Source organism: Pantoea rodasii, from assembly GCF_002095465.1.
GTDB classification, from domain to species: domain Bacteria; phylum Pseudomonadota; class Gammaproteobacteria; order Enterobacterales; family Enterobacteriaceae; genus Pantoea; species Pantoea rodasii.
On the sequence record NZ_MLFP01000010.1, the window covers coordinates 112,962 to 138,080 of the forward strand.

A 25,119-nucleotide genomic window follows, 5' to 3' on the forward strand; every position below is an offset into this window, starting at 1 on the left:
TGTGACCAGGGACGAGCACTGCCCGGGTGCAAAATAGCGAGTAAGTTAGCCCGCTAGACCATCACAAGCGCATTGGCATCACGACGTAGGCCGCGGCTGGGCTCGCTACATCTTCAATCTGCACACTCGAAACTGAATCGGTCAGCAGCAAACGCACGTTCTCGCACTTCAACGCATTCAGCACATCCAGCACGTAACTGACGTTGAAACCAATCTCCAGCTCGGTGCCGCTGTACGACACATCGAGCATCTCTTCCGCTTCTTCCTGTTCAGGGTTATTAGCGGTGATCTTGAGCTGATTCTCGGTGATATAGATACGAACGCCGCGGAATTTCTCGTTAGAGAGGATGGCAGCGCGGGCAAACGCCTGCTTTAACAGATCGCAACCTGCTTCCAGCGCTTTATCCGGATTCTTCGGCAATACGCGGCGATAATCAGGGAAACGGCCATCAACCAGCTTCGAAGTGAAGATGAAGTCGCCAACGTGCGCGCGAATATTGCTGCTACCAATTTGCACCTGCAGCGGGGTTTCACCACCGTCGAGCAAGCGTACCAGCTCAATCACACCTTTACGCGGCACGATCACCGAATGGTTTGGCAATGCCTGACCAATCGGCATAGAGCAGACCGCCAGACGATGACCATCGGTGGCCACGGTGCGCAGCTCTTCACCTTCGGTTTCAAACAGCATGCCGTTGAGGTAGTAACGCACATCCTGATGCGCCATGGAAAACTGGGTCGCTTCGATCAGACGTTTCAACGTCGCCTGTGGCAAGGTGAACTCCACCTCGCTCTGCCAGTCATCCAGATTAGGGAAGTCAGTGGCAGGCAGCGTCGATAATGAAAAACGGCTACGACCAGAACGCACCAGCATTCTGTCGCCTTCCAGCGCCAGATTGATTTCAGCCCCTTCAGGCAAACCGCGACAAATATCGAGGAATTTACGCGCCGGTACGGTCGTCGCACCCGGTTCATGAGGCTGCGTCAGCGCAACGCGGGCCACCATCTCCATTTCTAAATCGGTGCCGGTCAGACGCAATACGCCTTCACTCACCTGCAACAGTAAATTTCCGAGGATCGGTAAGGTCGGGCGTCCACCAAGCGGGCCGCTAACCTGTTGCAGTGGTTTCAGCAACTGCTCACGTTCTACAATAAATTTCATATGCGTCAGGAAGATAAGGTTCGAATGAGGTTAGAGAAATCTTCTTTGATGTCGTGGCTCTCTTCACGCAACTGCTCAATTTTACGGCAGGCATGGAGCACAGTGGTATGGTCGCGGCCACCAAACGCATCGCCAATTTCAGGCAGGCTATGGTTGGTTAGCTCTTTCGCCATCGCCATCGCCATCTGGCGCGGACGAGCCACCGAGCGCGAACGGCGTTTCGACAGCAAATCCGCTACTTTAATTTTGTAGTACTCTGCCACTGTTTTCTGGATGTTATCGATGGTGACCAGTTTTTCCTGCAACGCCAGCAGATCGCGCAGCGCTTCGCGCACGAAATCGATGGTAATCGCGCGCCCTGTAAAGTTGGCGTTGGCGATAACGCGGTTCAGTGCCCCTTCCAGCTCACGCACGTTGGAGCGCAGACGCTTGGCAATAAAGAAGGCCACTTCACCCGGCAGACGAATATCGTTTTCATCCGCTTTCTTCATCAGGATCGCGACACGCGTTTCCAGCTCAGGCGGCTCGATCGCGACGGTTAAACCCCAGCCAAAGCGCGATTTCAGGCGATCTTCTACGCCGTTGATCTCTTTTGGATAACGATCCGAGGTCAAAATGATCTGCTGATTACCTTCCAGCAAGGCATTAAAGGTATGGAAAAACTCTTCCTGCGAACGCTCTTTGTTGGCAAAGAACTGAATGTCATCGATCAACAAGGCATCGACGGAACGGTAATAACGCTTAAATTCTTCAATCGCATTGTTCTGCAGCGCTTTTACCATGTCTTGCACAAAACGTTCGGAGTGCATGTAAACCACTTTGGCATTCGGCTTGCGCGCAATAATGCCATTCCCCACCGCATGTAACAGGTGAGTTTTACCTAAACCGGTCCCGCCATAAAGGAAGAGAGGGTTGTAAGCGCCGCCAGGATTATCCGCCACCTGACGTGCCGCCGCGCGCGCCAGCTGGTTAGATTTACCTTCGACGAAGTTATCGAAGTTATGACGGTTATTCACATTAGAGCGGTAGGTTACATCTGCAGGTGCCGGCACCGAATCCCAGCTGGGACGCAATATTTGCGCGGGAGCCGGACGGTTTTCAACGCGTGCAGGTGCACTCACGCTACTGGCCATGGCCGGCTGTGAGGCCGCCATTTGCGCGGCCGGGCGCGTGCCCACTTCAAAACGCAGCAACGGCACATTCGCGCCGCAGAATTCATTCAGCAGCCCATTGATACTGTTGAGATATTTATCCCGAACCCAGTCAAGCACAAACCGATTTGGTGCATACAAGGTCAGCGTATTGTCGTTTAATTCAGCCTGCAGCGGACGAATCCACATGCTGAATTCGGTGGCAGGAAGCTCATCCTGCAAACGGGCAAGACACTGTTGCCAAAGCGTAAGTGACACGGCGGACTCCACTCGTACAAAATCGATAAGAATTTCAGGCGCTAATAATAGAAACTGTCTTTTTTGACACAGGCGGTCAGAAAGCGCCTGCGACCGCTGTTCGCGGTAGTCATCCCCGGCGATCTCTGTGAGGATCGTCAGCGGAAGGGCGGATCATAGCGCAAAGCGGCACAGAGATCTTCCCTTTCTACACAGTTTTGATCCAATTTATCCACAGGCTGCTGAGGCGCTAATGAGTTTACGCTTTCTGTAGAAAAAGCGAGCGGGGATCTCGCTGAAAGAGGCAATTTTTCTGGTCGCCTCTCGTTTCCGCGCAATAAATCTGCAAATTGATCGCAAGAAGATCTTGCGCGATCCTTGCGCTTTACCCTGTAGCCCGTATAATTCCCCACCCGGCATTGTAGCGTGAAGCCTTAATGCCCGGAATCAGCGGGCTGTATCTGGGTTTCCAGGTGCCGCGAACTGCGAAGTAAATTGACTCTGGACTGTACAATTATTACAATCCCGCCTCTTTATTAAAGACACATTGAGGCGTCGGTCGATTTACTGGCCCGAAAACGCGTCACCCAGTGAAAATTTTCAAGTTTAGGTAGAAATCGCCATGAAACGCACTTTTCAACCGTCCGTACTGAAGCGCAACCGTTCACACGGTTTCCGTGCTCGTATGGCAACAAAAAATGGTCGTCAGGTTCTGGCACGTCGTCGTGCTAAAGGCCGTTCTCGTCTGACCGTTTCTAAGTAATAAAGCTAACCCTCGTGGTTAAGCTCGCATTTCCCAGGGAGTTACGTTTGTTAACTCCCACTCATTTCACTTTCGTCTTCCAGCAGCCACAAAGAGCCGGTACGCCGCAAATCACCATCCTCGGCCGACTTAATTCGCTGGGGCATCCCCGCATCGGTCTTACCGTCGCTAAAAAGCATGTGAAACGCGCCCATGAACGCAACCGGATCAAGCGATTGACCCGCGAAAGCTTTCGTCTGCGCCAACACGAGCTGCCTGCGATGGATTTTGTCATCGTGGCGAAAAAAGGGATTGCTGACCTCGATAACCGTGCGTTAACGGAAGCGTTGGAGAAACTATGGCGTCGTCACTGTCGCCTGGCTCGCGGCTCCTGATTGCCCTGATACGCGTTTATCAACGCGCCATCAGCCCACTGCTTGGACCTCATTGTCGGTTCCATCCCACCTGCTCGCAGTATGGGATTGAGGCCTTACGTCGCTTTGGCGTTATAAAAGGTAGTTGGTTGACGATTAAACGCGTATTAAAATGCCACCCTTTGAACCCGGGTGGTGACGATCCTGTGCCGCCAAAAACCTTTGATACCAGAGAACATTAACGATGGATTCGCAACGCAATCTCTTTCTCATCGCTTTTCTGTTCGTGTCTTTTATGATCTGGCAAGCCTGGCAGACGGACCACGCTCCGCAGCCACAGCAGACTCAGACCACGCAAAACACAAGCAGCGCAGCGGGTGATGCCGCCACTACCGGCGTCCCGGCTAGCGGTCAGGGCCAAACGATCACCGTTAAGACTGATGTCCTGTCACTCAGCATCAATACGCGCGGTGGCGATATTGAGCAGGCACAGCTGCTGACTTACCCGGACAAACTGGGTTCAGATGCACCGTTCCAGCTGCTGGAAACCACACCTGCCTTCATTTATCAGGCGCAGAGTGGCTTAACCGGTCGTAATGGTCCGGACAACCCGAACAATGGCGCACGTCCACTGTTCACCACTGCACAAGATCACTTCGAGATGGCCGATGGCCAGACCGAGCTGCGCGTGCCGCTGACCTGGACCGATGAAAAAGGTGTGGTTTACACCAAGACCTTCGTGTTCAAGCGTGGTGACTTCGCGGTTAACGTTGACTACAACATCAATAACGCCTCACAGCAGCCGCTGGAAGTGTCGATGTTTGGTCAGTTGAAGCAGACGATTGATCTGCCGAAACACCGTGACACCGGCAGCAATAACTTTGCTCTGCACACTTTCCGTGGCGCAGCGTACTCGACCAGCGAAGCGAAATACGAAAAATACAAATTCGATACCATCGCGGATAACGAGAACCTGAACGCAACCACCAGCAATGGTTGGGTGGCGATGCTGCAGCAGTACTTCGCTACGGCGTGGGTACCGCGTACTCAGGGTAACAACACCCTGTATACCAGCAACCTCGGCAACGGCATTGCGGCAATCGGTTATAAATCTTCACCGGTGACCGTAGCAGCAGGCGCACAGCAAGACCTCGGCGCAACCCTGTGGTTAGGGCCAGAAATCCAGGACAAAATGGCCGCTATCGCGCCACACCTGGACCTGACCGTGGATTACGGTTGGTTGTGGTTCATCTCTCAGCCACTGTTTAAGCTGCTGAAGTTCCTGCACAGCTTTATCGGTAACTGGGGCTTCTCTATCATCGTTATCACCTTCATCGTTCGTGGAATCATGTACCCGCTGACCAAAGCGCAGTACACCTCCATGGCGAAGATGCGTATGCTGCAGCCGAAAATTCAGGCGATGCGTGAACGTCTGGGCGATGACAAGCAGAAACAGAGCCAGGAAATGATGGCGCTGTATAAAGCAGAGAAAGTGAACCCGTTGGGTGGTTGCTTGCCGCTGGTTATCCAGATGCCAATCTTCCTGGCCTTGTACTACATGCTGTCAGGTTCGATTGAGCTGCGTCATGCGCCGTTCATTCTGTGGATTCATGACCTGTCCGCGCAGGACCCGTACTACATCCTGCCGGTTATCATGGGTATCACCATGTTCTTCATCCAGAAGATGTCACCGACCACCGTGACCGATCCGATGCAGCAGAAGATCATGACCTACATGCCGGTTATCTTTACCGTGTTCTTCCTGTGGTTCCCTGCCGGTCTGGTGCTGTACTACATCGTCAGTAACCTGGTGACCATCCTCCAGCAGCAGCTGATTTATCGCGGCCTGGAAAAACGTGGTCTGCACAGCCGCGACAAGAAGAAAGCGTAACGTCTGACTGCAACAGCAGCAGCGTATACTCAAGGGGCGGCATTTATGTCGCCCTGTTTTTTTCAAAATTTGTACCCTAAATAATTCGAGCTGCAGTAAGGCGGCAAGCGAGAGCATCCTCAGGAGCTTACTCAAGTAAGTGACTGAGGTGAACGAGCGCAGCCAACGCCGCTGTGGCTTGAAGTATGACGGGTAAGAGAGAGAATCATGAGCCACAGCGACACGATTGTTGCCCAGGCGACGCCTCCCGGCCGTGGCGGCGTCGGCATTCTGCGTATTTCCGGTGCCAAAGCCGCTGACGTTGCGCAAGCCGTGCTCGGCAAATTACCCAAACCGCGTTACGCCGACTACCTGCCGTTTAACGATGCGGATGGCAGCGTGCTGGATCAAGGGATTGCGCTGTGGTTTCCTGGCCCTAACTCCTTTACCGGTGAAGACGTGCTGGAGCTGCAGGGCCACGGCGGCCCGGTCATTCTCGACCTGTTGCTGAAGCGTATCGTGGCGCTGTCAGGTGTGCGCATCGCCCAGCCGGGTGAATTCTCTGAGCGAGCGTTCCTCAATGACAAACTCGATCTGGCGCAGGCGGAAGCCATCGCCGATTTGATCGACGCCAGCTCAGAGCAGGCCGCACGCTCTGCCGTGAACTCTCTGCAAGGCGCATTTTCACTGCGCATCAATACACTTGTGGAAGCACTCACTCACCTGCGCATCTACGTGGAGGCCGCCATCGACTTCCCGGATGAGGAGATCGATTTCCTGTCTGACGGCAAAATCGAAGGCCAGCTGAATGTGGTGATCGGCGACCTTGATAACGTGCGCGCCGAAGCACGCCAGGGCAGCCTGCTGCGCGAAGGGATGAAAGTGGTGATTGCCGGTCGTCCTAACGCTGGTAAATCCAGTTTGCTCAACGCCCTCGCCGGTCGTGAAGCCGCGATTGTCACCGATATTGCCGGCACCACGCGTGACGTGCTGCGTGAGCATATTCATATCGACGGCATGCCGCTGCACATCATCGATACTGCAGGCTTACGTGAAGCCAGCGATGAAGTCGAACGTATCGGGATTGAGCGCGCATGGCAGGAGATCGAGCAAGCCGACCGCGTACTGTTTATGGTGGATGGCACCACCACCGACGCCATCGAAGCCGCTGCTATCTGGCCTGATTTCGTGGCGCGCTTACCAACACAGCTGCCGATTACCGTGGTGCGTAACAAAGCCGATATGACTGGCGAAGTGCTGGGCCTGACAGAAGTGAATGATCACTCACTGATTCGCCTCTCTGCGCGAACGGGTGAAGGCGTGGATGCACTGCGCGACCATTTGAAACAGAGCATGGGCTTTTCCGGCAATATGGAAGGTGGCTTCCTGGCCCGCCGCCGTCATTTGCAGGCACTGGAGTTGGCGGCCACTCACTTACAGCAGGGCAAAGACCAACTGCTGGGTGCATGGGCGGGTGAACTGCTGGCAGAAGAGCTGCGTCTGGCACAACAGGCGCTGAGTGAAATCACTGGTGAGTTCACCTCCGACGACCTGCTCGGCAGAATCTTCTCCAGCTTCTGTATTGGTAAGTAACGCCCTTCCATATTGACTCAATTCACCTGCTGTAGCCGGTATACGTCAAATTACCTGCTATAGCGGGTAACATTCGTTCTACCTGCTATAACAGGTAGGACTTGATTTACACGCTATAGCGTGTAGATTTATGAACATTCCCTTTGCTGGAGCTGTTCATATGAAAGTGACGAATGCTAAGCAATTAAGCAGCTACCTGAAAGACGTAAGGCAATCCGAACGGTTATCGCAGGAAAAAGTGGCCAGCAAAGTGGGTATCCGGCAAGACACGGTTTCCAACTTTGAGCTACAGCCCGGCACCACCAAACTGGAAACACTGTTCCGCATATTGGCGGCTTTAAATCTTGAACTCGAAGTAAAGCCACGAGGCCATCAGCAAGAGACGGATGGCTGGAAAGAGGAGTGGTGATGCCTAAACTCGACGTCTACATGAACGGCTATAAAGTGGGCATTTTTGCTCGCGATGGCACAGGTTCCCATCAATTTCACTACGTTGATGAATGGCTAAGTCAGCCAGGAAATCGTCCGATATCCCTATCTATGCCGCTACGTCATCAGCCCTACATCGGTGACGAGGTTTATAATTTTTTTGATAATCTCCTGCCCGACAATCCTGAAATTCGCAATCGCATCCTCGCGCGTTATCATGCGGATTCAACTCAGCCATTTGATTTGCTTGCAAAAGTAGGGGCAGACACTGTGGGAGCGATCCAACTGCTCGCCCATGATGTAGCTCCGGGTAACGTGCAATCGATCCATTATCAAACTTTAGATGATACCGAGCTGGAAAAGATTCTGAATGGTTACCAGACCGGCGCTCCACTTGGCATGCTTGCGGAGATCGCTGATTTCCGTATTTCACTGGCTGGGGCACAAGAAAAAACGGCGCTGCTCCGTCTGAAAGATCAGTGGTGCTTACCACAGGGCACAACCCCCACAACTCATATTCTTAAGCTGCCGATTGGTAAAATCCAAAGCCATTCTCATACTATCGATCTCACTAATAGCGTAGAAAACGAATGGCTGTGTACCCTTATCGCGAAGGCTTTTGGTTTGCCTGTGCCAGAATGCTTCGTTGTCAAAGTGGGCGAGTGCAAAGCGCTGGCTGTAGAACGCTTTGATCGCCGATGGGCATCGGATGACCGTTGGATCATGCGTTTACCCCAAGAGGATTTCTGCCAGGTTCTTAATATTCCTTCCGCTGGTAAATATGAAAGCCACGGTGGCCCAGGCATCCTACAAATTATGCATTTTCTGTTGAGCTCCGCAGAGGTTGATCAGGATCGCTATGACTTTATGAAAGCACAGGTTCTCTTCTGGCTGCTTGCGGCGACAGATGGGCATGCCAAAAACTTTTCTATCTTTATCGAAGCAGATGGTCGCTTCCGACTAACACCCTTTTACGACATTCTCTCAGTGTATCCGGTTATTAAGGCAAAAGGGCTGCATATGCGCGATGCAAAACTGGCAATGGGGCTGAAAGGATCTCACGGGAAAAAATATGCAATTGAGCAGATATTTCCCCGTCACTTTCTGGCAACAGCCAAAGCTGTGGGTTTTGATAAAACAGCAATGATGCATATCCTGCAAGAGTTAAGTGCCAGCGTGGATCAGGTTATCGAACGCGTGACTGAACAATTGCCGGATGATTTTCCACAGGAAATTCAAGCAACTATTCTGGATGGACTCAAGGCACGCTCAGCGCGTTTAACCTTCTAACCAGTCAAATCTGATACATGCGTCTTTGTTATTTGGCTCCCTCTCTCCTTTGCAGTATAACGATCGCTGGCCTTTGCTAAAGCGCACCGGCCGCATTCACTATTCATGCTAAAAATCAGGCGCGGATGGCTGCCTGAACAGGAGAGAAACATGAGTACACCGCTCGACAGCGTGGCGCTGAACGCGCTGTTCAATGACGCTCGCACGCACAGCTACTGGCAGGACAAACCGATTTCTCATGATGTATTGCAGCAGCTCTACAACCTGACCGCGCTCGGCCCGACCTCAGCCAACTGCTCTCCAGGACGTTTCGTGTTTGTCACTTCGCAGGAAGGCAAAGAGAAGCTTAAACCTGCGCTCTCCTCAGGCAATGTGGATAAAACCATGGCAGCACCGGCAACGGTGATTGTGGCGTGGGATCCGGAATTCTATGAAGCACTGCCAAAACTCTTCCCGCACGGTGATGCGCGCAGCTGGTTTACCAGCAGCCCGGATTTGGCGAAAGAGACGGCGTTTCGCAACAGCAGCCTGCAAGCGGGTTATCTGATTCTGGCGGCGCGTTCGCTGGGGCTGGATGCCGGCCCAATGTCCGGTTTTGATCCGTCAAAAGTCAACGAAGCCTTCTTTAGCGAAAGCAAATGGCAGGTGAACTTGCTGATTAATCTCGGCTATGGCGAAGCCAGCAAACTGCACGCGCGTTTACCGCGCCTCGGCTTTGATGAAGCCAGCAAATTTGCCTGATTGAGCAAGGCGTCGAGCTTCTGCACGACGCCTGTTATGGGTGCTTAACCCAGCGAGTGGAAACCGCTGTTAAAGTAGATCATCGGCTCAGCCGCTTCACCTGGCAGTGAAATGCCAACAATGCGCGCCAGCAGCACGCTATGTGTGTTCCACTCCACCACTTTCTCCAGCTGACAATCAAAACTCACCAGCGCATCCGCTAATACGGGCGCACCGGTGCTCAGTGTCTGCCATTCTCCGCTCTGGAAACGCTCTGCACGACGGGCAGACTGGCTGAACTGCGCGCACAAATCGTCATGCTGCTCACGCAATACGTTGACGGCAAAATGGCCTGCATTCACGAAGGCATCGTGGCTGGATGCGCTACGATTCACGCACACCAGCAAGCTTGGCGGCTCGGCGGCCAGTGAGCTAACAGAGGTCGCAATCAGACCCAGTTTTTCGCCCTGGAACTCGGTGGTCACTAAAGAAACGCCTGCAGTCAGGCGGCGCATACCATGACGAAATTCATCAAGAGAGATTGATTCCTGGCGAGCAAGTGAGGTCACTGACATAAAAAAAACTCCGACGTGCATGCTGCTGCGATGAGCACGATTAGCTTGAGGTGGATTGTTTACGCACTTCGATGTGCTTTTGGCTGTCCAAATCCTACACCACATCAGGCTTTACGGCATCCTATCCGAGCGAATTCAGCAAAAGCGTTATATGCAAATTCGCCTGGTGGGATTGGTTGCCGCTTCGGTCTTATCTGAATTTTTGGTCATTAGATGTTATGCCGGATGCAAATCCGTGAGAAAATTCCTACAATAGCCCTGATGATTATCTGACCATTTTCACGGAGCGACAGATGGCTAGTCATTTTGTACGTTGGATGGGTCACTCGCCGCTCTCTTCAGAGCTGATGCGAGTTCCACAGGATGTGATTAACAGCGCCGAGCGCTTCCCTGACAAGCGCCGTAGCCGGTTTCTTGCCGCACGCGAATTGCTGGCGCAGCTGATGTTGCGCGTTTATGGCATTCGTGAACTTCCGCCGCTCGTCACCAGCAGCAGCGGCCGCCCTGGCTTTGCCGATCCTAACCTTCCTGACTTCAGTATTGCGTACGCCGGTAATACGGTGGGTGTGTTGCTGGCAGAAGAAGGCGGGCGCGCCGGATTGGACATGGAAATTGTGCGTGCCCACAGTCGTCAGACACAAGATACGCTGACGCAGGACCTTTCATCGGGTGAGAAGGCATGGATCAATGCCCAGCAAGATTTTATGGAGGCGGTGACACAAATCTGGACGTTACGCCAAAGCATTCTCAAATTGACTGGGGAAAGGGAAAACGGTGCGGGTTCACTGCAGCTGCATCCTGCTGCCGGTCGTTTGCGCTCCAGCGTGTTTCCGGATATTCAGGCGGTATGTGATGCCGAGCCGATGCTGGTATGGTCTTGCGCCCTTTCACCGGGCACTGAGCGCTTATGTCTGTGGGAGATTGATGCCCAACAGCAGTGGCAGCCACTGCGCGATGTTGAAATGAGTAAGCCGAATATTGGACCGCGTTCGCTGAGACTCACCAGCCTTACCCCCTCGCTACAGGAAATCGGACACCTGTAATAAAACAGGCCGCAATCGCGGCCTGTTTTTTAGTGCGCGTCGATAAACGCGATTTTCAGTACGAACAGTAACGCCACCACTACCACGCACGGGCTGATTTCACGCCAGCGACCAGTACCCAGTTTCATCACGCAGTACGAGATAAAGCCCAGTGCGATACCTTCGGTGATCGAGAAGCTAAACGGCATCATCGCCGCCGTGACAAACGCCGGTACCGCCTCGGTGAGATCGTCCCAGCGCACGCGTGACAGCGATGCCGTCATCAACACGCCAACATAAATCAGCGCACCCGCAGCCGCATAGGTTGGCACCATGGAGGCCAGCGGCGACAGGAACATCACCAGCAGGAACAGAATCCCAGTAACCACCGCCATCAAACCGGTGCGGCCACCAATCGCTACGCCCGATGAGCTTTCAATATAAGCTGTCACCGAAGAGGTGCCGATCAGCGAACCGGTCACCGAGCTGATGCTATCGACGTACAGCGCCTGTTTCATGCGCGGGAAAGTGCCTTTCTCATCGGTCAATCCGGCTTTATCCGTGACGCCAATCAGCGTGCCGGAAGAGTCGAACAAGTTGACCAGCATAAAGGAGAAGATCACTCCGGCCATGCCGATGTTGAACGCGCCTTTAATATCAACCTGGCCCACCACGGATGTCACCGCCGGCGGCGCGGAAAATACGCCACTGAATTTCACATCGCCAATTGCTAAACCAATCGCCGTGGTCACCACAATCGACACCAGCACCGCCGCGTGAATATTGCGCGATGCCAGAATCGCGATGATGAAAAAGCCCAGTGCACCCAGCAAGACGCTGTGTGAAGTGAGATTGCCCACGGTCACGATTGTGTCGGCGTTAGGAACGATGATACCGGCGTTTTTCAGTCCCATCATGGCGATGAACAGGCCGATGCCCGCGGTAATACCCACACGCAGGCTCATCGGGATATTGGCAATCATCCAGTAGCGCACGCGCAGCAGCGTCAGGATCAGCAGCCCCAGCGCACCCCAGAAGATTGCGCCCATGCCGACCTGCCATGAGTAACCCATGGCGCCCACCACCACAAAGGCAAAGAAAGCATTCAGCCCCATTGCCGGTGCCAGCGCGACCGGCAGATTCGCCACCAGCCCCATTAGAATGCTGCCAAAGGCGGCAATCAAACAGGTGGTGACAAACACCGCCTGCGTATCCATGCCCGCCGCGCCGAGAATCTGCGGGTTAACAAAGACGATGTACACCATCGTCAGGAAAGTCGTGAAACCGGCGATCACTTCGGTGCGCGCGGTTGTGCCGTGTTCCTGCAGCTTAAAGATGCGCTGCAACAAGCCCTGATTGTTCATTCAACTGTCCCGAAAAAAAATTAATCGCCGCGTATCCTATAGAGTTTAGCCGGGCAAAACACTGATTTTTCGCAAACGGTTGCCGGGGTCGCTTTCTGCGCTCAGTGCGCTAGAGTGTCAGCTGGTTGTTTAATAAAAGGATGATGTGCGATGTCAGTTGAATGTGTGTTTTCGATTGCGACGGCACGCTGGTCGACAGCGAAGTGATCTGTACGCAGTCTTACGTCAACACCTTTGCCCGCTACGGTATTGAGCTGTCTCTGCAGCAGATGTTTGAGCAGTACAAAGGGGTGAAGCTTTACGACATCATCCGCGACGTGGCGGCTGAGCATCAGGTTGAACTGCCATTGGAAGAGGTGGAAACGGCCTACCGTGCTGAGGTGGCGCGACTGTTTGATCTCGATTTGCAGCCGATTGCCGGAGCCAAAGCGCTGGTGGAGAGCGTGAAAGTGCCGATGTGCGTGGTCTCGAACGGTACAGTGAAGAAGATGCAGCACTCGCTGGGGTTAACCGGCATGCTGCCCTACCTCGAAGGTCGGCTGTACAGCGGATACGACATTAACCACTGGAAGCCCGATCCGGAATTGATGTATCACGCGGCGGAGCAAATGCAGGTGCCGATTGAGAAGTGCATTCTGGTGGATGATTCAGAAGCCGGTGCGCGTGCGGGGATCGCGGCGGGGATTCCGGTGTTCTATTACTGCGCCGATGCGCACAATCCAGAGTTGGATCACCCACTGGTGACGCGCTTTGACGATATGGCGCAGCTGCCGGATTTGTGGCGCGCCAGAGGCTGGGATTTGGTGTAACGCCGCATTCCATGCGATTTCGTAACGGCGCAATTTATTGCGCCTGTGTTGACCCTGTCATCGCTTCACATATGCGCGATGAATCACGCCGCTACGGTTTTCCCAAATCGGATTAGCCAATCGCGCCCAGCGAATCCTCGTTGCTCTGCTTCTTAGGCAGCAGGAACAGCGTCGCAACAATATCCAGCAGATAAATCAGCGCCAGCAAGGTGATCGCCGCCGTAAATGAAATCTGCGCCGCCAGCAGGCCGATCACCAGCGGACCGAAGCCGCCGACACCGCGCCCGAGATTAAACAACACGTTTTGCGCGGTCGCGCGCGCCTGCGGTGGGAAGGTATCCGAGATCAGCGCACCGTAGCCGCCAATCATGCCATTCACAAACATCCCCATGATCGCCCCGGTAAACAGCATCACGGTGGGATCGCGCAGCTGCGCATACACCACCACCATCACCACCGCACCAAACTGATACAGCAGGAAGATTTTCCAGCGCGCGAAGCGATCGGCCAGCACCCCGAACAGCCAGATACCGAAGGTCATGCCAACCACGGTGACCGCCGTCCACAAGCCGGACTTGGTCAGGCTGAAGCCAAAATTGGAGGACAAATAGCTGGGCATCCAAATCATCAGGCCGTAATAACCAAAGTTCTGCACCGAGCACAGGATGAAAATCCCCAGGCTGGCTTTGCGAGTGGCGCTGTCGACAAACAGCAATTTGATGCGCGCGCTGAATGACAGCTGCGGCGCTTTCTCCACGTGACGGGTAAAACCTTCCGGCTCGCCCATGCTGCGACGAATCACAAATGAAACCAGCGCCGGCAGCAGCCCCACCAGGAACATACCGCGCCAGCCAATTACGCTTAACAGCGGCGGAGTGATAAATGCCGCCAGCAGCACGCCTAGCTGCCAGCCAATGCCCACCCACGCCGAGGCGCGATTGCGCTTCTCCTTCGGCCAGGCTTCCGCAATCAGCGCCATGCCGATACCAAACTCACCGCCTAAGCCCACGCCCGCCAGCGTACGATAGGCCAGTAAATCCCAATAACCCTGCGCCACGGCGCACAGTCCGGTGAATACCGAGAACATCAGAATAGTGACGGTAAGAATACGGATACGACCATAGCGATCGCTGAGATGGCCAAACACGATGCCACCGATCACCGCGCCAATCAGCGTCCAGGTGACCAGGGAACCGGCCTGAGACGGATCGAGCGCCAGCGACACGCTGATCGCCGGTAACATAAAGCCCAGAATTAACAGATCGAAGCCATCCATCGCGTAGCCACTGATGGCGGCGAGCATCGCTTTCGCCGGTGTCACGGCGTTCTTTTTGGTTGTTGGGGGAGACATTTAACAGCACCTGGCAGTAAAAAGTGCGCCAAGTATAAAGAGAGGGAATCGCGGAGACCAATCAGAAATGAAGATGGCTGCCTGTTTACCACAGTGGCAACAGGCAGCCGAAACGGCAATTAAGAGGGTTTATTGCTGCCGTCATCACCAGACAGCAGTTCATCCAGCTTGTCGCCGCCAACGTGACGGAAATCCTGACCTTTAACGAAATAGAAGATAATTTCGCAGATGTTCTGGCAACGGTCACCGATACGCTCGATGGCGCGGGCACAGAACAGGGCCGTCAGTACGCTTGGGATGGTACGTGGATCTTCCATCATGTAGGTCATCAGCTGACGCACAATGCCTTCGTACTCTTTATCGACCTTCTTGTCTTCGCGGTAGATCTTAATCGCTTCATTAAGGTCCATACGCGCAAACGCATCCAGCACGTCGTGCAGCATCTGCACGGTGTGGCGGCCTAAAGACTCAAGGCTGACCAGCAATGGCAGGTGCTGCTGGCTGAATTTCTCCAGCGCGGTGCGGCTGATTTTCTCGGCAACGTCACCGATACGTTCCAGCTCAGAGATGGTCTTGATGATCGCCATCACCAGACGCAAATCGATCGCGGTGGGCTGACGTTTGGCGATGATGCGCACGCAGGCTTCATCAATCTCCACTTCCATCATGTTGACCTTCTGGTCACCTTCGATGACGCGACGTGCCAGCTCGCCATCCTGGTTATGCATCGCGGTAATGGCGTCGGTGAGCTGCTGCTCCACCATACCACCCATGATCATCACCTGAGTACGAATGTGTTCCAGCTCCGCGTTGAACTGACCGGAGATGTGTTTATTCAGATTCAAATTATCCATGTGCGTCTCCTGAATCAGCCGTAACGACCGGTGATGTAATCTTCGGTCTGCTTCTGTGCGGGCTTGGTAAACAGCGTATCGGTGTCGCTAAACTCAATCAGCTCGCCCAGATACATGAAAGCGGTATGGTCAGAACAACGCGCGGCCTGCTGCATGTTGTGCGTCACGATCACCACGGTGTAATCTTGCTTCAGCTCGGTGATCAGCTCTTCGATACGACCGGTTGAGATCGGGTCGAGTGCCGAGCATGGCTCATCCAGCAACAGGACTTCCGGACGGATCGCGATGCCGCGAGCGATGCACAGACGCTGCTGTTGACCACCGGAGAGACTGTAACCGCTCTGATGCAGCTTGTCTTTGGTTTCATTCCACAGCGCGGCTTTCGTCAGCGCCCACTGCACACGCTCGTCCATATCGGCACGGGACAGCTTTTCAAACAGACGCACACCAAACGCGATGTTGTCATAAATCGACATCGGGAACGGCGTGGGCTTCTGGAACACCATGCCAACGCGTGCGCGCAGCAGGGCGATATCCTGATGGGAAGCCAGAATGTTGTCGCCATCTAACAGGATGTCACCTTCAGCACGCTGCTCCGGATAGAGCGAGTACATTTTGTTGAAGGTACGCAGCAGGGTGGATTTACCACAGCCTGATGGCCCGATGAAGGCCGTCACCTGGTTCTTAGCGATATCCAGGTTAATGTTCTTCAGCGCGTGAAACTTACCGTAATAGAAGTTCAGATTGCGAACCTGGATTTTATCGGCAGAAGTCGTTGCCATACTCATTGCTCATCTCTCATGTGCAGCGCCGCCGAAGCCGCGCCGGGAAATTAATGTTTGCCCTTGGCGAAAACCACTCGCGCGACAATATTCAGCAGCAGCACACACAGGGTAATAATCAATACACCCGCCCACGCCAGACTTTGCCACTCGGCAAACGGGCTCATGGCGAATTTGAAAATCGTCACCGGCAGGTTAGCGATTGGCTGCATCATGTCTGTGCTCCAGAACTGGTTCGACAGCGCAGTAAACAGCAGCGGTGCGGTTTCGCCCGCGATACGCGCGACGGCCAGCAGCACACCGGTGATGATGCCGGAAACCGAGGCTTTCAGGGTGATGGCCGAAATCATCTTCCACTTCGGCGTGCCCAGCGCATAAGCCGCTTCACGCATGCTGTCAGGTACCAGACGCAGCATGTTTTCCGAGGTACGAATCACAATCGGAATCTGCAACAGCGCCAGCGCCACCACGCCTGCCCAGCCAGAGAAGTGCTGCATCTGCGCCACTACGATGGTGTAGACGAACAAGCCGACCACAATCGAAGGTGCTGAAAGCAGAATGTCATTGATGAAGCGAATCACTTCCGCCAGCCAATGTTTACGACCGTATTCAGCAAGGTAGATACCGGCCATGATGCCCAGCGGCGTACCAATCACCGTTGACCACAGAATCAGCAATCCACTGCCCGCCAGGGCGTTGGCTAAACCACCGCCTGCGGTGTTCGGTGGCGGGGTTGATTCGGTGAACAGTGACCAGCTCAGACCATCGATGCCTTTGGTGACGGTAGTGAACAGAATCCACACCAGCCAGAACAGGCCAAAGGCCATGGTCAACAATGACAAGGTCAGCGCGATTTTGTTTTTGGTGCTGCGCCACGCCTGCATTTTGCGGCGTGAAGCTTGCAGCTCTGCACGAGCCTGCATTTCGATAGCGGTCATGAACGGGCTCCTTCACTCTTCGCCAGGCGCAGGATCATCAGTTTGGAGATCGCCAGCACGATAAAGGTAATCACGAACAGGATCAGACCCAGCTCCATCAGTGCCGCCACATGCACACCTGATTCCGCTTCAGCGAATTCGTTCGCCAGCGCCGAGGTGATGCTGTTGCCCGGCATAAACAGCGATGCGCTGTCGAGCTGGTAGGTGTTACCGATGATAAAGGTCACCGCCATGGTTTCACCCAAGGCACGACCCAGGCCGAGCATCACGCCACCGATCACGCCGTTTTTGGTGAACGGCAGCACGATGCGCCAGATCACTTCCCACGTGGTGCAACCGATGCCATAAGCCGACTCTTTCATCATCACCGGCGTTTGTTCGAAGACATCACGCATCACCGAGGCAATGTACGGGATGATCATGATGGCGAGAATCACGCCTGCGGCCAGAATACCGATACCAAAAGCCGGGCCAGAGAACAGTGTGCCAACAATGGGAATGTTCGACATCACGTTGCCGACCGGAGTCTGGAAGTATTCCGCGAACAGCGGAGCGAAAATAAACAGCCCCCACATGCCGTAAACGATACTTGGAATCGCAGCCAGCAGTTCAATCGCGGTGCCCAGCGGACGGCGTAACCAGTTAGGCGCCAGTTCCGTCAGGAACAGTGCGATGCCGAAGCTCACTGGGACAGCAATGACCAGGGCAATAATCGAGGTGACGAGGGTGCCGTAAATCGGAACCAGCGCACCAAATTGTTCGTTTGGCGCATCCCAGGTTTTGGTCCACAAGAAAGAAAAACCAAATTTTTGGATGCTTGGCCAGGAAGAGAAAATCAGGGAGACGATAATGCCACCCATCAACAACAACACGATAAGCGCGGAGAGTCTGACCAGCGCGCCGAAAATCATGTCACCTTGTTTACCTGGGGCTTTGAACGTCGGCTTAGTGGCAGCCATAAGTTTCTCGGTTCTCAGAGGAAGTTCAGGGCGGCATACAATGCCGCCCATCGGGTTGGTCAATCAGGGTGGACTGACCGGGTCATTCGCTTACTTGTAGAGCGCTTTGCCGGAGCTGTCTTTGATGTTCGCTTTCCAGGCAGTACGAATCTGGTTAGCAACGCTTTCTGGCAGCGCAGCGTAATCCAGTGAGGTTGCAGTTTTGCTGCCACCTTTGTAAGCCCAGTCGAAGAACTTCAGCACTTCAGCGCCTTTCTCAGCATTCACCTGATCTTTGTAAATCAGGATGAACGTGGTTGAGGTGATCGGCCATGCATCGTTGCCTTTCTGGAAGGTCAGGTCTTGAGCGAAAGATTCGCTCCAGTTTGCGCCTTTGGCCGCATTAGCAAAGCTGGCTTCGCTTGGTGCAACAGATTTGCCATCGGCATCAACCAGTTTGGTATAGGTCAGGTTGTTCTGCTTAGCATAAGCGTACTCAACGTAACCAATTGAACCAGGCAGACGCTGTACGAAGGCTGCAACGCCATCGTTACCTTTACCGCCCAGACCGGTTGGCCAGTTAACGGTGTTGCCGGTGCCGATTTTTTCTTTCCAGTCTGCGTTCACTTTCGCCAGGTAGCTGGTGAACACATAAGAGGTGCCTGAACCATCCGCGCGGCGCACCACGTTGATGTTGGTATCTGGCAGTTTAACGCCTGGGTTCAGTTTAGTGATCGCCGGGTCGTTCCACTTTTTGATGTTACCCAGGTAGATGTCGCCAACGGTTTTGCCGTCCAGCGTCAGTTCACCTGATTTCACACCCGGGATGTTGACAGCCAGCACCACACCACCGATGACGGTAGGGAACTGGAACAGACCGTTTTTCTGCAGATCTTCATCTTTCATTGGCGCATCAGACGCACCAAAATCGACGGTTTTAGCGATGATCTGCTTAACGCCGCCTGAAGAACCAATACCCTGATAGTTCACTTTGCTACCGGTGGCTTGCTGATACTCTGCTGCCCACTTGGCATAAACCGGTGCCGGGAATGTACCGCCAGCGCCAGTCAGATCGGTGGCTGCAAAAGCAGATACCGCGCTTACTGCGAAGGTGGCGGCGAGGATTCGGGCTACGGATGTACGCATCAGTGTCATGTTCCCTCCAGGGGATTCAAAAAAAATCAGGCTCAATGCCTTTTTTAGTAAGAGTCAGTGATTGCTGCTGGAGGGAAAATAGGACAGTTTGATGACAGTGAAATGTACGAAATATGACAGTTATATGACACCGATTAAAAAGCGAGCGGGCCCGTTGCAGACCCGCTCTTTTTACTGATTATTCAACGGTAACCGATTTCGCCAGGTTACGTGGCTGGTCAACGTCTGTGCCCTTAATCAGCGCAACGTGGTACGAAAGCAGCTGCAATGGCACGGTGTAAAAGATCGGGGCAATCACTTCTTCGACGTGCGGCAGTGAGATGATTTTCATGCCATCGCTGTCGGTGAAACCGGCATCTTGATCGGCAAACACATACAGCAGACCGCCGCGTGCGCGTACCTCTTCAATATTGGATTTCAGCTTCTCTAACAGCTCGTTGTTCGGCGCCACCACGATAACCGGCATATCGGCATCAATCAGCGCCAGCGGACCGTGTTTGAGTTCTCCGGCGGCATAAGCTTCAGCGTGAATATACGAGATCTCCTTCAGCTTCAGCGCGCCTTCCATAGCGATCGGATACTGATCGCCACGACCGAGGAACAACGCATGATGTTTGTCGGAGAAACCTTCCGCCAGGCTTTCAATCACTTTATCCTGCGCCAGCATCTGCTCAATACGGCTCGGCAGTGCCTGCAGCGCATGCACGATTTCGTGCTCGGTTTCCGGCTTCATGCCGTGCAGACGACCGAGTTTCGCCACCAGCATCAGCAATACCGCCAGTTGGGTGGTAAAGGCTTTGGTCGAGGCTACACCGATTTCGGTGCCGGCTTTGGTCATCAGCGCCAGATCGGACTCACGCACCAGCGACGAACCGGCAACGTTACAGATGGCCAGCGAACCGAGGTAACCGAGTTCTTTCGACAGACGCAGCGCGGCCAGCGTATCCGCGGTTTCACCCGATTGCGACAGGGTGATCAGCAGGCTGTTTTTACGCACCGCGGATTTGCGATAGCGGAATTCAGAGGCGATTTCCACGTCACAAGGAATGTTGGCCAGCGACTCAAACCAATAGCGCGACACCATGCCGGAGTTGTACGACGTGCCGCAGGCGATAATCTGGATGTGCTCAACCTTGCTGAGTAATTCTTCGGCATGAGCGCCCAGCTCGCTGAGATCAACCTGCCCGTGATTAAAACGACCGGTAAGGGTGTTTTTAATCGCGTTCGGCTGCTCGTAGATCTCTTTCTGCATGTAGTGGCGATAGGTACCTTTATCACCGGCATCGTACTGCGCGGTAGATTCGATTTCCGCGCGTTTGGCTGGCTTGCCATCACGATCGATGATGGTGACTTCACGGCGCGTAATCTCCGCGATATCGCCCTCTTCCAGATACATAAAGCGGCGGGTTACCGGCAACAAGGCCAGCTGATCGGAAGCGATAAAGTTTTCACCCACGCCACGGCCAATCACCAGCGGGCTGCCGGAACGCGCGGCCACCAACACGGACGGATCGCGGCTGTCCATGATCACCATGCCGTAAGCACCGCGCAGTTGCGGAATCACGCGCAATACCACTTCGCGTAACGTGCCGCCCTGCTTCTGCTCCCAATGCACCAGATGCGCCACCACTTCGGTGTCGGTTTCTGAAGCAAAGTTATAGCCGCGCGCAATCATCTGGGCGCGCAGGGGCTCATGGTTCTCAATGATACCGTTGTGCACAATGATAATGTGCTCAGAGATATGCGGATGCGCATTGGCTTCCGATGGCTCACCGTGGGTTGCCCAACGGGTGTGAGCGATACCGGTGCCACCAATCAGCGGCTGCTGCTCTGCAGCTTCGGCCAGATTGGCGACTTTGCCAAGACGACGCAGACGCGTCATATGTCCCTGGCGATCCACTACCGCTAAACCCGCAGAGTCATAACCGCGGTACTCAAGACGACGCAGACCTTCCAGCAGAATTTCTGCGATGTCACGCTGCGCTACTGCACCAACAATTCCACACATATTCGTTTCCTGACTTCATGGCTTTTGGCCATTGCGTTGTCTTCTGACCTGACGTTCCCCGAGCCTTGTAGAGAGTTGGGGATCTACCCTTCATACTTCAAATTTCTGGTGCGTTGGCTGCGTGCATTCACCTCAGTCACTGACTTCAGTAAGCTCCTGAGGATTCATGCACTTGCCGCCTGCCTGAAACTCGAATTATTTCGGGTAGCTTTTTCCTACGAGCCGATCTTTGCCGGCCCTTAAAATTTATTTTTTCTTCACCGGACGTTGCCAGCCAGACTTCTGATTCTGTTCTTTGCGGTTATAGACCAGATCGGCGGCGGTGACATCTTTCATCACCGTGGTGCCTGCTGCAATGGTCGCGCCAGCTGCAACGGTGACCGGCGCCACCAGCTGCGTATCGGAACCGACAAACACGTTGTCGCCGATGATGGTTTTCGATTTATTGGCGCCATCGTAGTTGCAGGTAATGGTGCCCGCCCCGATATTCACGCCCGCACCAATTTCGGCATCGCAAGATAAGAGAGATGGCCGGCTTTAGATCCTTTGCCCAGCGTGGCTTTTTTCATCTCAACGAAATTGCCCACGTGCGCTTCTTCCGCCAGTTCACTGCCAGGACGCAGACGCGCGAATGGCCCCACCGTACAAGCGGCGGCTAAGCTGGCATCCTCGATCACCGAATAGGGACTGATTTCACAATCGTCGCCAATCACGCTGTTTTTAATAATGCAGCCCGCGCCGATTTTCACGCGATCGCCCAGCGTCACCTTGCCTTCAATAATGACGTTGGTATCGATCTCAACGTCACGACCGTGCGCCAGCGTACCGCGCAGATCAAAACGTGCCGGATCGCGCAGCATCACTCCTGCCAGCAGCAGATTTTCCGCCTGTTCTGTTTGATAAGCGCGCTCCAGCGTGGCCAGCTGCAAGCGGTTATTCACGCCATCGGTTTCGCTGATACGCGCCGGATGGACTGCGTTAATCACGCGACCTTCGTGGTGTGCCATGGCGATGATATCGGTGATATAGAACTCGCCCTGTGCATTGTTGTTGTTGAGCTGCGCCAGCCAGCGCTTGAGATCACCACCGTTGGCAATCAGGATGCCGGTGTTAATCTCCTGAATTTTCAGCTGCTCTGCTGATGCATCTTTCTGCTCGATGATACCGGTCACCGTGCCGTTTTCACGCACGATGCGGCCATAGCCGGTCGGGTTGTCTAACACCACGGTGAGCAGACCGATTCCACCCTCAGGTTTGGCGTCACGCAGACGCTGCAGCGAGGGTTGAGAGATCAGCGGCACATCGCCGTACAGCATCAGGATATCTTCGTCATCGGCAAAGAAAGGTGCTGCCTGCTGCATCGCATGGCCGGTACCCAGTTGCTCGGCCTGCAATACCCAGTTCAGGGTGTTGTGTGCCAGTTTCTCTTGCAGCAGATCGCCGCCGTGACCGTACACCAAATGCACCTGCTGGGCACCAAGGCCGGTCGCCGCATCAATCACATGCTGAACCATCGGTTTGCCTGCCAGGGTGTGCAGTACTTTGGGCAGATCGGAATACATACGGGTGCCTTTGCCAGCGGCCAGGATCACCACACTCATCGCGCTTGTAGACATAACTATCCAGACTCAATTTATCTTTCGAAAGTGTAAGGTTTACCCCTGAGATTACTACATTTTTCTCGGACCGAAATTAGCGGATAAAGATGAAAGGGATTTAAGGGGGGGTCAAAATGCTGAAGGTGGGCGATCCGAAGGCCACAAAGACGTTTCACAGCGGTTTCGTCAGGGGGTTTTCATGGGCACCGGGCAAAAAAAATGCCAACCCGAGGCTGGCATTTCGTGACGCATAAAGCCTGATTACATCGCTTTTTTGGTCAGCTCGATTACACGCAGTTTTGCGATAGCTTTCGCCAGCTCCGCAGAGGCCTGAGCATAGTCCACGTCGCCGTGGCTGCTGTTCATGTGCTCTTCTGCTTTACGTTTCGCTTCCAGCGCGCGCGCTTCGTCGAGGTCTTCACCGCGGATCGCGGTGTCGGCCAGAACGGTCGTGCTGCCCGGCTGTACTTCCAGCACGCCGCCAGAGAGGTAGATATACTCCTCTTCGCCGTGCTGTTTCACGATGCGAATCATACCAGGCTTGATGGCTGTCAGCAGCGGGGCGTGGCCAGGGTAAATACCCAGCTCACCTTCGCTACCTGACACCTGGATACGCTCAACCAGACCGGAGAACATTTGCTGCTCCGCGCTGACAACGTCCAGATGATAAGTCATAGCCATACTATTCCTCCTGGGAAACCGTTATTACAGTTTCTTCGCTTTTTCTACGGCTTCTTCGATAGCGCCGACCATGTAGAACGCCTGCTCTGGCAGGTGGTCGAATTCGCCTTCCATGATGCCTTTGAAGCCACGAATCGTGTCTTTCAGGGTCACGTACTTACCTGGAGAACCGGTGAAGACTTCAGCAACGAAGAACGGCTGAGACAGGAAGCGCTGAATCTTACGCGCACGTGCCACCAACAGTTTGTCTTCTTCAGACAGCTCGTCCATACCAAGGATGGCGATGATGTCTTTCAGTTCCTGGTAACGCTGCAGCAGAGACTGCACGCCACGCGCAACGTCATAGTGCTCCTGACCCACGATCAGTGGATCCAGCTGACGGCTGGTTGAATCCAGCGGGTCAACGGCTGGGTAGATACCCAGAGAGGCGATCTGACGGCTCAGCGTAACGGTTGAGTCTAAGTGAGCAAAGGTGGTTGCTGGTGACGGGTCAGTCAAGTCATCCGCAGGAACGTAAACGGCCTGAACAGAGGTGATTGAACCGGTCTTAGTGGAGGTAATACGCTCCTGCAACACACCCATCTCTTCTGCCAGCGTTGGCTGGTAGCCTACCGCAGATGGCATACGACCCAGCAGAGCTGATACTTCAGTACCGGCCAGGGTGTAACGATAGATGTTGTCGATGAACAGCAGAACGTCACGGCCTTCATCACGGAATTTTTCCGCCATGGTCAGACCGGTCAGTGCTACGCGCAGACGGTTACCCGGCGGCTCGTTCATCTGGCCATACACCAGCGCTACTTTATCGATAACGTTGGAGTCAGTCATTTCGTGGTAGAAGTCGTTACCCTCACGAGTACGCTCACCTACACCAGCAAAGACCGAATAACCTGAGTGCTCAGCCGCGATGTTACGGATCAGCTCCATCATGTTTACGGTTTTACCTACACCCGCACCACCGAACAAACCGACTTTACCGCCCTTAGCGAACGGACACATCAGGTCGATAACCTTGATGCCGGTTTCCAGCAGCTCTTGCGAGTTAGACTGATCTTCATATGAAGGGGCTGCACGGTGAATAGAGGAAACCTCTACTACGCTGCCGTCTTCATTCTGCAGGTCGCCTTTCATGTCGATTGGTTCGCCCAATACGTTCATGATACGGCCGAGGGTTGGTTTACCAACCGGTACCTGGATCGGTTTTTTCAGGTCGTTGACTTCGAGGCCGCGCTTCAGGCCATCAGAAGTACCCATGGCGATGGTACGTACCACGCCACCGCCCAGCTGCTGCTGAACTTCCAGCACCAGACGAGCATCACCATTTTGAACCTCAAGCGCGCTATATACCTGCGGTACCGCGTCCTGAGGGAATTCGACGTCAACTACGGCGCCGATAATCTGGACAATCTTTCCAGCTGCCATCTTGAATCCTCTACCTAATACGAGAATATCCGGCCGCGCTCGCGCGACAGGATA

The 25,119-nt window shown here is 54.1% G+C and carries 22 protein-coding genes and 2 pseudogenes; 10 read left to right on the forward strand and 14 right to left on the reverse strand.

The window, feature by feature from the left end; all coding sequences use genetic code 11:
- Positions 1-61: 61 nt before the first annotated feature.
- Both dnaN and dnaA read right to left on the reverse strand, forming a co-directional pair.
- Positions 62-1,162 carry a DNA polymerase III subunit beta gene (dnaN, locus tag HA45_RS14445; RefSeq protein ID WP_100701606.1) on the reverse strand — a complete coding sequence of 367 codons (1,101 nt, stop codon included), beginning with the start codon at positions 1,160-1,162 and terminating at the stop codon, positions 62-64.
- 5 nt (positions 1,163-1,167) lie between these two features.
- Positions 1,168-2,571 carry a chromosomal replication initiator protein DnaA gene (gene dnaA, locus HA45_RS14450; RefSeq protein WP_100701607.1) on the reverse strand — a complete coding sequence of 468 codons (1,404 nt, stop codon included), beginning with the start codon at positions 2,569-2,571 and terminating at the stop codon, positions 1,168-1,170.
- 601 nt (positions 2,572-3,172) lie between these two features.
- Between dnaA and rpmH the strand changes: the two genes are divergently transcribed.
- From rpmH to HA45_RS14490, 8 genes are all read left to right on the forward strand, one after another.
- Positions 3,173-3,313: a 50S ribosomal protein L34 gene (gene rpmH / locus HA45_RS14455; protein WP_003849659.1), complete on the forward strand. Its 141-nt coding sequence runs from the start codon at positions 3,173-3,175 to the stop codon at positions 3,311-3,313.
- A gap of 14 nt (positions 3,314-3,327) precedes the next feature.
- Complete coding sequence (gene rnpA, locus HA45_RS14460) at positions 3,328-3,687, forward strand: ribonuclease P protein component (RefSeq protein WP_034830013.1); 360 nt, start codon at positions 3,328-3,330, stop codon at positions 3,685-3,687.
- Entirely contained in the window at positions 3,651-3,908 is a 258-nt protein-coding gene (gene yidD / locus HA45_RS14465; RefSeq protein WP_071668252.1) for a membrane protein insertion efficiency factor YidD, read from the forward strand. Before rnpA ends, yidD begins: the two co-directional genes overlap by 37 nt.
- 2 nt (positions 3,909-3,910) lie before the next feature.
- Positions 3,911-5,557, forward strand: a complete 1,647-nt coding sequence (gene yidC / locus HA45_RS14470; RefSeq protein ID WP_100701609.1) for a membrane protein insertase YidC — start codon at positions 3,911-3,913, stop codon at positions 5,555-5,557.
- 207 nt (positions 5,558-5,764) lie between these two features.
- On the forward strand, positions 5,765-7,129 hold the full coding sequence (mnmE, locus tag HA45_RS14475; protein ID WP_100701610.1) for a tRNA uridine-5-carboxymethylaminomethyl(34) synthesis GTPase MnmE: 1,365 nt from the start codon (positions 5,765-5,767) through the stop codon (positions 7,127-7,129).
- Positions 7,130-7,289: 160 nt separating this feature from the next.
- Entirely contained in the window at positions 7,290-7,538 is a 249-nt protein-coding gene (locus HA45_RS14480; RefSeq protein WP_100701611.1) for a helix-turn-helix domain-containing protein, read from the forward strand.
- Complete coding sequence (locus tag HA45_RS14485) at positions 7,538-8,848, forward strand: type II toxin-antitoxin system HipA family toxin (protein WP_100701612.1); 1,311 nt, start codon at positions 7,538-7,540, stop codon at positions 8,846-8,848. The genes HA45_RS14480 and HA45_RS14485 overlap by 1 nt, the downstream gene beginning before the upstream one ends.
- A 150-nt stretch (positions 8,849-8,998) precedes the next feature.
- On the forward strand, positions 8,999-9,589 hold the full coding sequence (locus HA45_RS14490; RefSeq protein WP_100701613.1) for a malonic semialdehyde reductase: 591 nt from the start codon (positions 8,999-9,001) through the stop codon (positions 9,587-9,589).
- Between the two features lie 44 nt (positions 9,590-9,633).
- Here HA45_RS14490 and HA45_RS14495 read toward each other — a convergent pair whose 3' ends face one another.
- Entirely contained in the window at positions 9,634-10,143 is a 510-nt protein-coding gene (locus HA45_RS14495) for a flavin reductase family protein (protein WP_100701614.1), read from the reverse strand.
- 293 nt (positions 10,144-10,436) lie between these two features.
- Here HA45_RS14495 and HA45_RS14500 point away from each other — a divergent pair, with 293 nt between their 5' ends.
- A complete protein-coding gene (locus tag HA45_RS14500) occupies positions 10,437-11,186 on the forward strand; it encodes a 4'-phosphopantetheinyl transferase family protein (protein WP_100701615.1) in 750 nt (249 codons plus the stop codon).
- A gap of 29 nt (positions 11,187-11,215) precedes the next feature.
- Here the strand turns inward: HA45_RS14500 and HA45_RS14505 are convergent, their stop codons facing one another.
- Positions 11,216-12,529 carry an NCS2 family permease gene (locus tag HA45_RS14505; protein ID WP_100701616.1) on the reverse strand — a complete coding sequence of 438 codons (1,314 nt, stop codon included), beginning with the start codon at positions 12,527-12,529 and terminating at the stop codon, positions 11,216-11,218.
- A gap of 150 nt (positions 12,530-12,679) precedes the next feature.
- On the opposite strand from HA45_RS14505, the pseudogene yieH reads away from it, so the two are divergent.
- Positions 12,680-13,338, forward strand: a pseudogene (gene yieH, locus HA45_RS14510) (6-phosphogluconate phosphatase).
- A gap of 112 nt (positions 13,339-13,450) precedes the next feature.
- Here the strand turns inward: yieH and HA45_RS14515 are convergent.
- From HA45_RS14515 to atpD, 10 genes and pseudogenes are all read right to left on the reverse strand, one after another.
- Positions 13,451-14,689 (reverse strand): MFS transporter, encoded by a 1,239-nt coding sequence (locus tag HA45_RS14515; RefSeq protein ID WP_100701618.1) that lies wholly within the window; start codon positions 14,687-14,689, stop codon positions 13,451-13,453.
- 119 nt (positions 14,690-14,808) lie between these two features.
- Complete coding sequence (gene phoU, locus HA45_RS14520; RefSeq protein WP_100701619.1) at positions 14,809-15,543, reverse strand: phosphate signaling complex protein PhoU; 735 nt, start codon at positions 15,541-15,543, stop codon at positions 14,809-14,811.
- Positions 15,544-15,557: 14 nt separating this feature from the next.
- Positions 15,558-16,331 (reverse strand): phosphate ABC transporter ATP-binding protein PstB, encoded by a 774-nt coding sequence (pstB, locus tag HA45_RS14525; protein WP_100701620.1) that lies wholly within the window; start codon positions 16,329-16,331, stop codon positions 15,558-15,560.
- A gap of 44 nt (positions 16,332-16,375) precedes the next feature.
- A complete protein-coding gene (gene pstA / locus HA45_RS14530) occupies positions 16,376-17,263 on the reverse strand; it encodes a phosphate ABC transporter permease PstA (RefSeq protein ID WP_100701621.1) in 888 nt (295 codons plus the stop codon).
- Entirely contained in the window at positions 17,260-18,222 is a 963-nt protein-coding gene (gene pstC / locus HA45_RS14535) for a phosphate ABC transporter permease PstC (RefSeq protein WP_100701622.1), read from the reverse strand. The genes pstA and pstC overlap by 4 nt, the downstream gene beginning before the upstream one ends.
- Before the next feature lie 90 nt (positions 18,223-18,312).
- Positions 18,313-19,356, reverse strand: a complete 1,044-nt coding sequence (gene pstS / locus HA45_RS14540) for a phosphate ABC transporter substrate-binding protein PstS (RefSeq protein ID WP_100701623.1) — start codon at positions 19,354-19,356, stop codon at positions 18,313-18,315.
- A gap of 178 nt (positions 19,357-19,534) precedes the next feature.
- On the reverse strand, positions 19,535-21,364 hold the full coding sequence (gene glmS, locus HA45_RS14545; RefSeq protein WP_100701624.1) for a glutamine--fructose-6-phosphate transaminase (isomerizing): 1,830 nt from the start codon (positions 21,362-21,364) through the stop codon (positions 19,535-19,537).
- Between the two features lie 246 nt (positions 21,365-21,610).
- Positions 21,611-22,980: pseudogene (gene glmU / locus HA45_RS14550) on the reverse strand (bifunctional UDP-N-acetylglucosamine diphosphorylase/glucosamine-1-phosphate N-acetyltransferase GlmU).
- Positions 22,981-23,223: 243 nt separating this feature from the next.
- The gene (locus HA45_RS14555; protein ID WP_034830038.1) at positions 23,224-23,643 is read right to left on the reverse strand and encodes a F0F1 ATP synthase subunit epsilon; all 420 of its coding nucleotides are present in this window, start codon (positions 23,641-23,643) and stop codon (positions 23,224-23,226) included.
- Positions 23,644-23,667: 24 nt separating this feature from the next.
- Positions 23,668-25,065, reverse strand: a complete 1,398-nt coding sequence (atpD, locus tag HA45_RS14560; protein WP_100701627.1) for a F0F1 ATP synthase subunit beta — start codon at positions 25,063-25,065, stop codon at positions 23,668-23,670.
- Positions 25,066-25,119: the final 54 nt, after the last annotated feature.

Coding starts and splice junctions, on each gene's coding strand:
- dnaN (WP_100701606.1), bottom strand. CDS start 1,162: ATGAAATTTATTGTAGAACGTGAGCAGTTGCTGAAACCACTGCAACAG.
- phoU (WP_100701619.1), bottom strand. CDS start 15,543: ATGGATAATTTGAATCTGAATAAACACATCTCCGGTCAGTTCAACGCG.
- pstS (WP_100701623.1), bottom strand. CDS start 19,356: ATGACACTGATGCGTACATCCGTAGCCCGAATCCTCGCCGCCACCTTC.
- HA45_RS14480 (WP_100701611.1), top strand. CDS start 7,290: ATGAAAGTGACGAATGCTAAGCAATTAAGCAGCTACCTGAAAGACGTA.
- pstA (WP_100701621.1), bottom strand. CDS start 17,263: ATGACCGCTATCGAAATGCAGGCTCGTGCAGAGCTGCAAGCTTCACGC.
- rpmH (WP_003849659.1), top strand. CDS start 3,173: ATGAAACGCACTTTTCAACCGTCCGTACTGAAGCGCAACCGTTCACAC.
- HA45_RS14515 (WP_100701618.1), bottom strand. CDS start 14,689: ATGTCTCCCCCAACAACCAAAAAGAACGCCGTGACACCGGCGAAAGCG.
- HA45_RS14485 (WP_100701612.1), top strand. CDS start 7,538: ATGCCTAAACTCGACGTCTACATGAACGGCTATAAAGTGGGCATTTTT.
- pstC (WP_100701622.1), bottom strand. CDS start 18,222: ATGGCTGCCACTAAGCCGACGTTCAAAGCCCCAGGTAAACAAGGTGAC.
- atpD (WP_100701627.1), bottom strand. CDS start 25,065: ATGGCAGCTGGAAAGATTGTCCAGATTATCGGCGCCGTAGTTGACGTC.
- pstB (WP_100701620.1), bottom strand. CDS start 16,331: ATGAGTATGGCAACGACTTCTGCCGATAAAATCCAGGTTCGCAATCTG.
- HA45_RS14555 (WP_034830038.1), bottom strand. CDS start 23,643: ATGGCTATGACTTATCATCTGGACGTTGTCAGCGCGGAGCAGCAAATG.
- mnmE (WP_100701610.1), top strand. CDS start 5,765: ATGAGCCACAGCGACACGATTGTTGCCCAGGCGACGCCTCCCGGCCGT.
- yidC (WP_100701609.1), top strand. CDS start 3,911: ATGGATTCGCAACGCAATCTCTTTCTCATCGCTTTTCTGTTCGTGTCT.
- HA45_RS14490 (WP_100701613.1), top strand. CDS start 8,999: ATGAGTACACCGCTCGACAGCGTGGCGCTGAACGCGCTGTTCAATGAC.
- glmS (WP_100701624.1), bottom strand. CDS start 21,364: ATGTGTGGAATTGTTGGTGCAGTAGCGCAGCGTGACATCGCAGAAATT.
- HA45_RS14505 (WP_100701616.1), bottom strand. CDS start 12,529: ATGAACAATCAGGGCTTGTTGCAGCGCATCTTTAAGCTGCAGGAACAC.
- yidD (WP_071668252.1), top strand. CDS start 3,651: ATGGCGTCGTCACTGTCGCCTGGCTCGCGGCTCCTGATTGCCCTGATA.
- HA45_RS14500 (WP_100701615.1), top strand. CDS start 10,437: ATGGCTAGTCATTTTGTACGTTGGATGGGTCACTCGCCGCTCTCTTCA.
- HA45_RS14495 (WP_100701614.1), bottom strand. CDS start 10,143: ATGTCAGTGACCTCACTTGCTCGCCAGGAATCAATCTCTCTTGATGAA.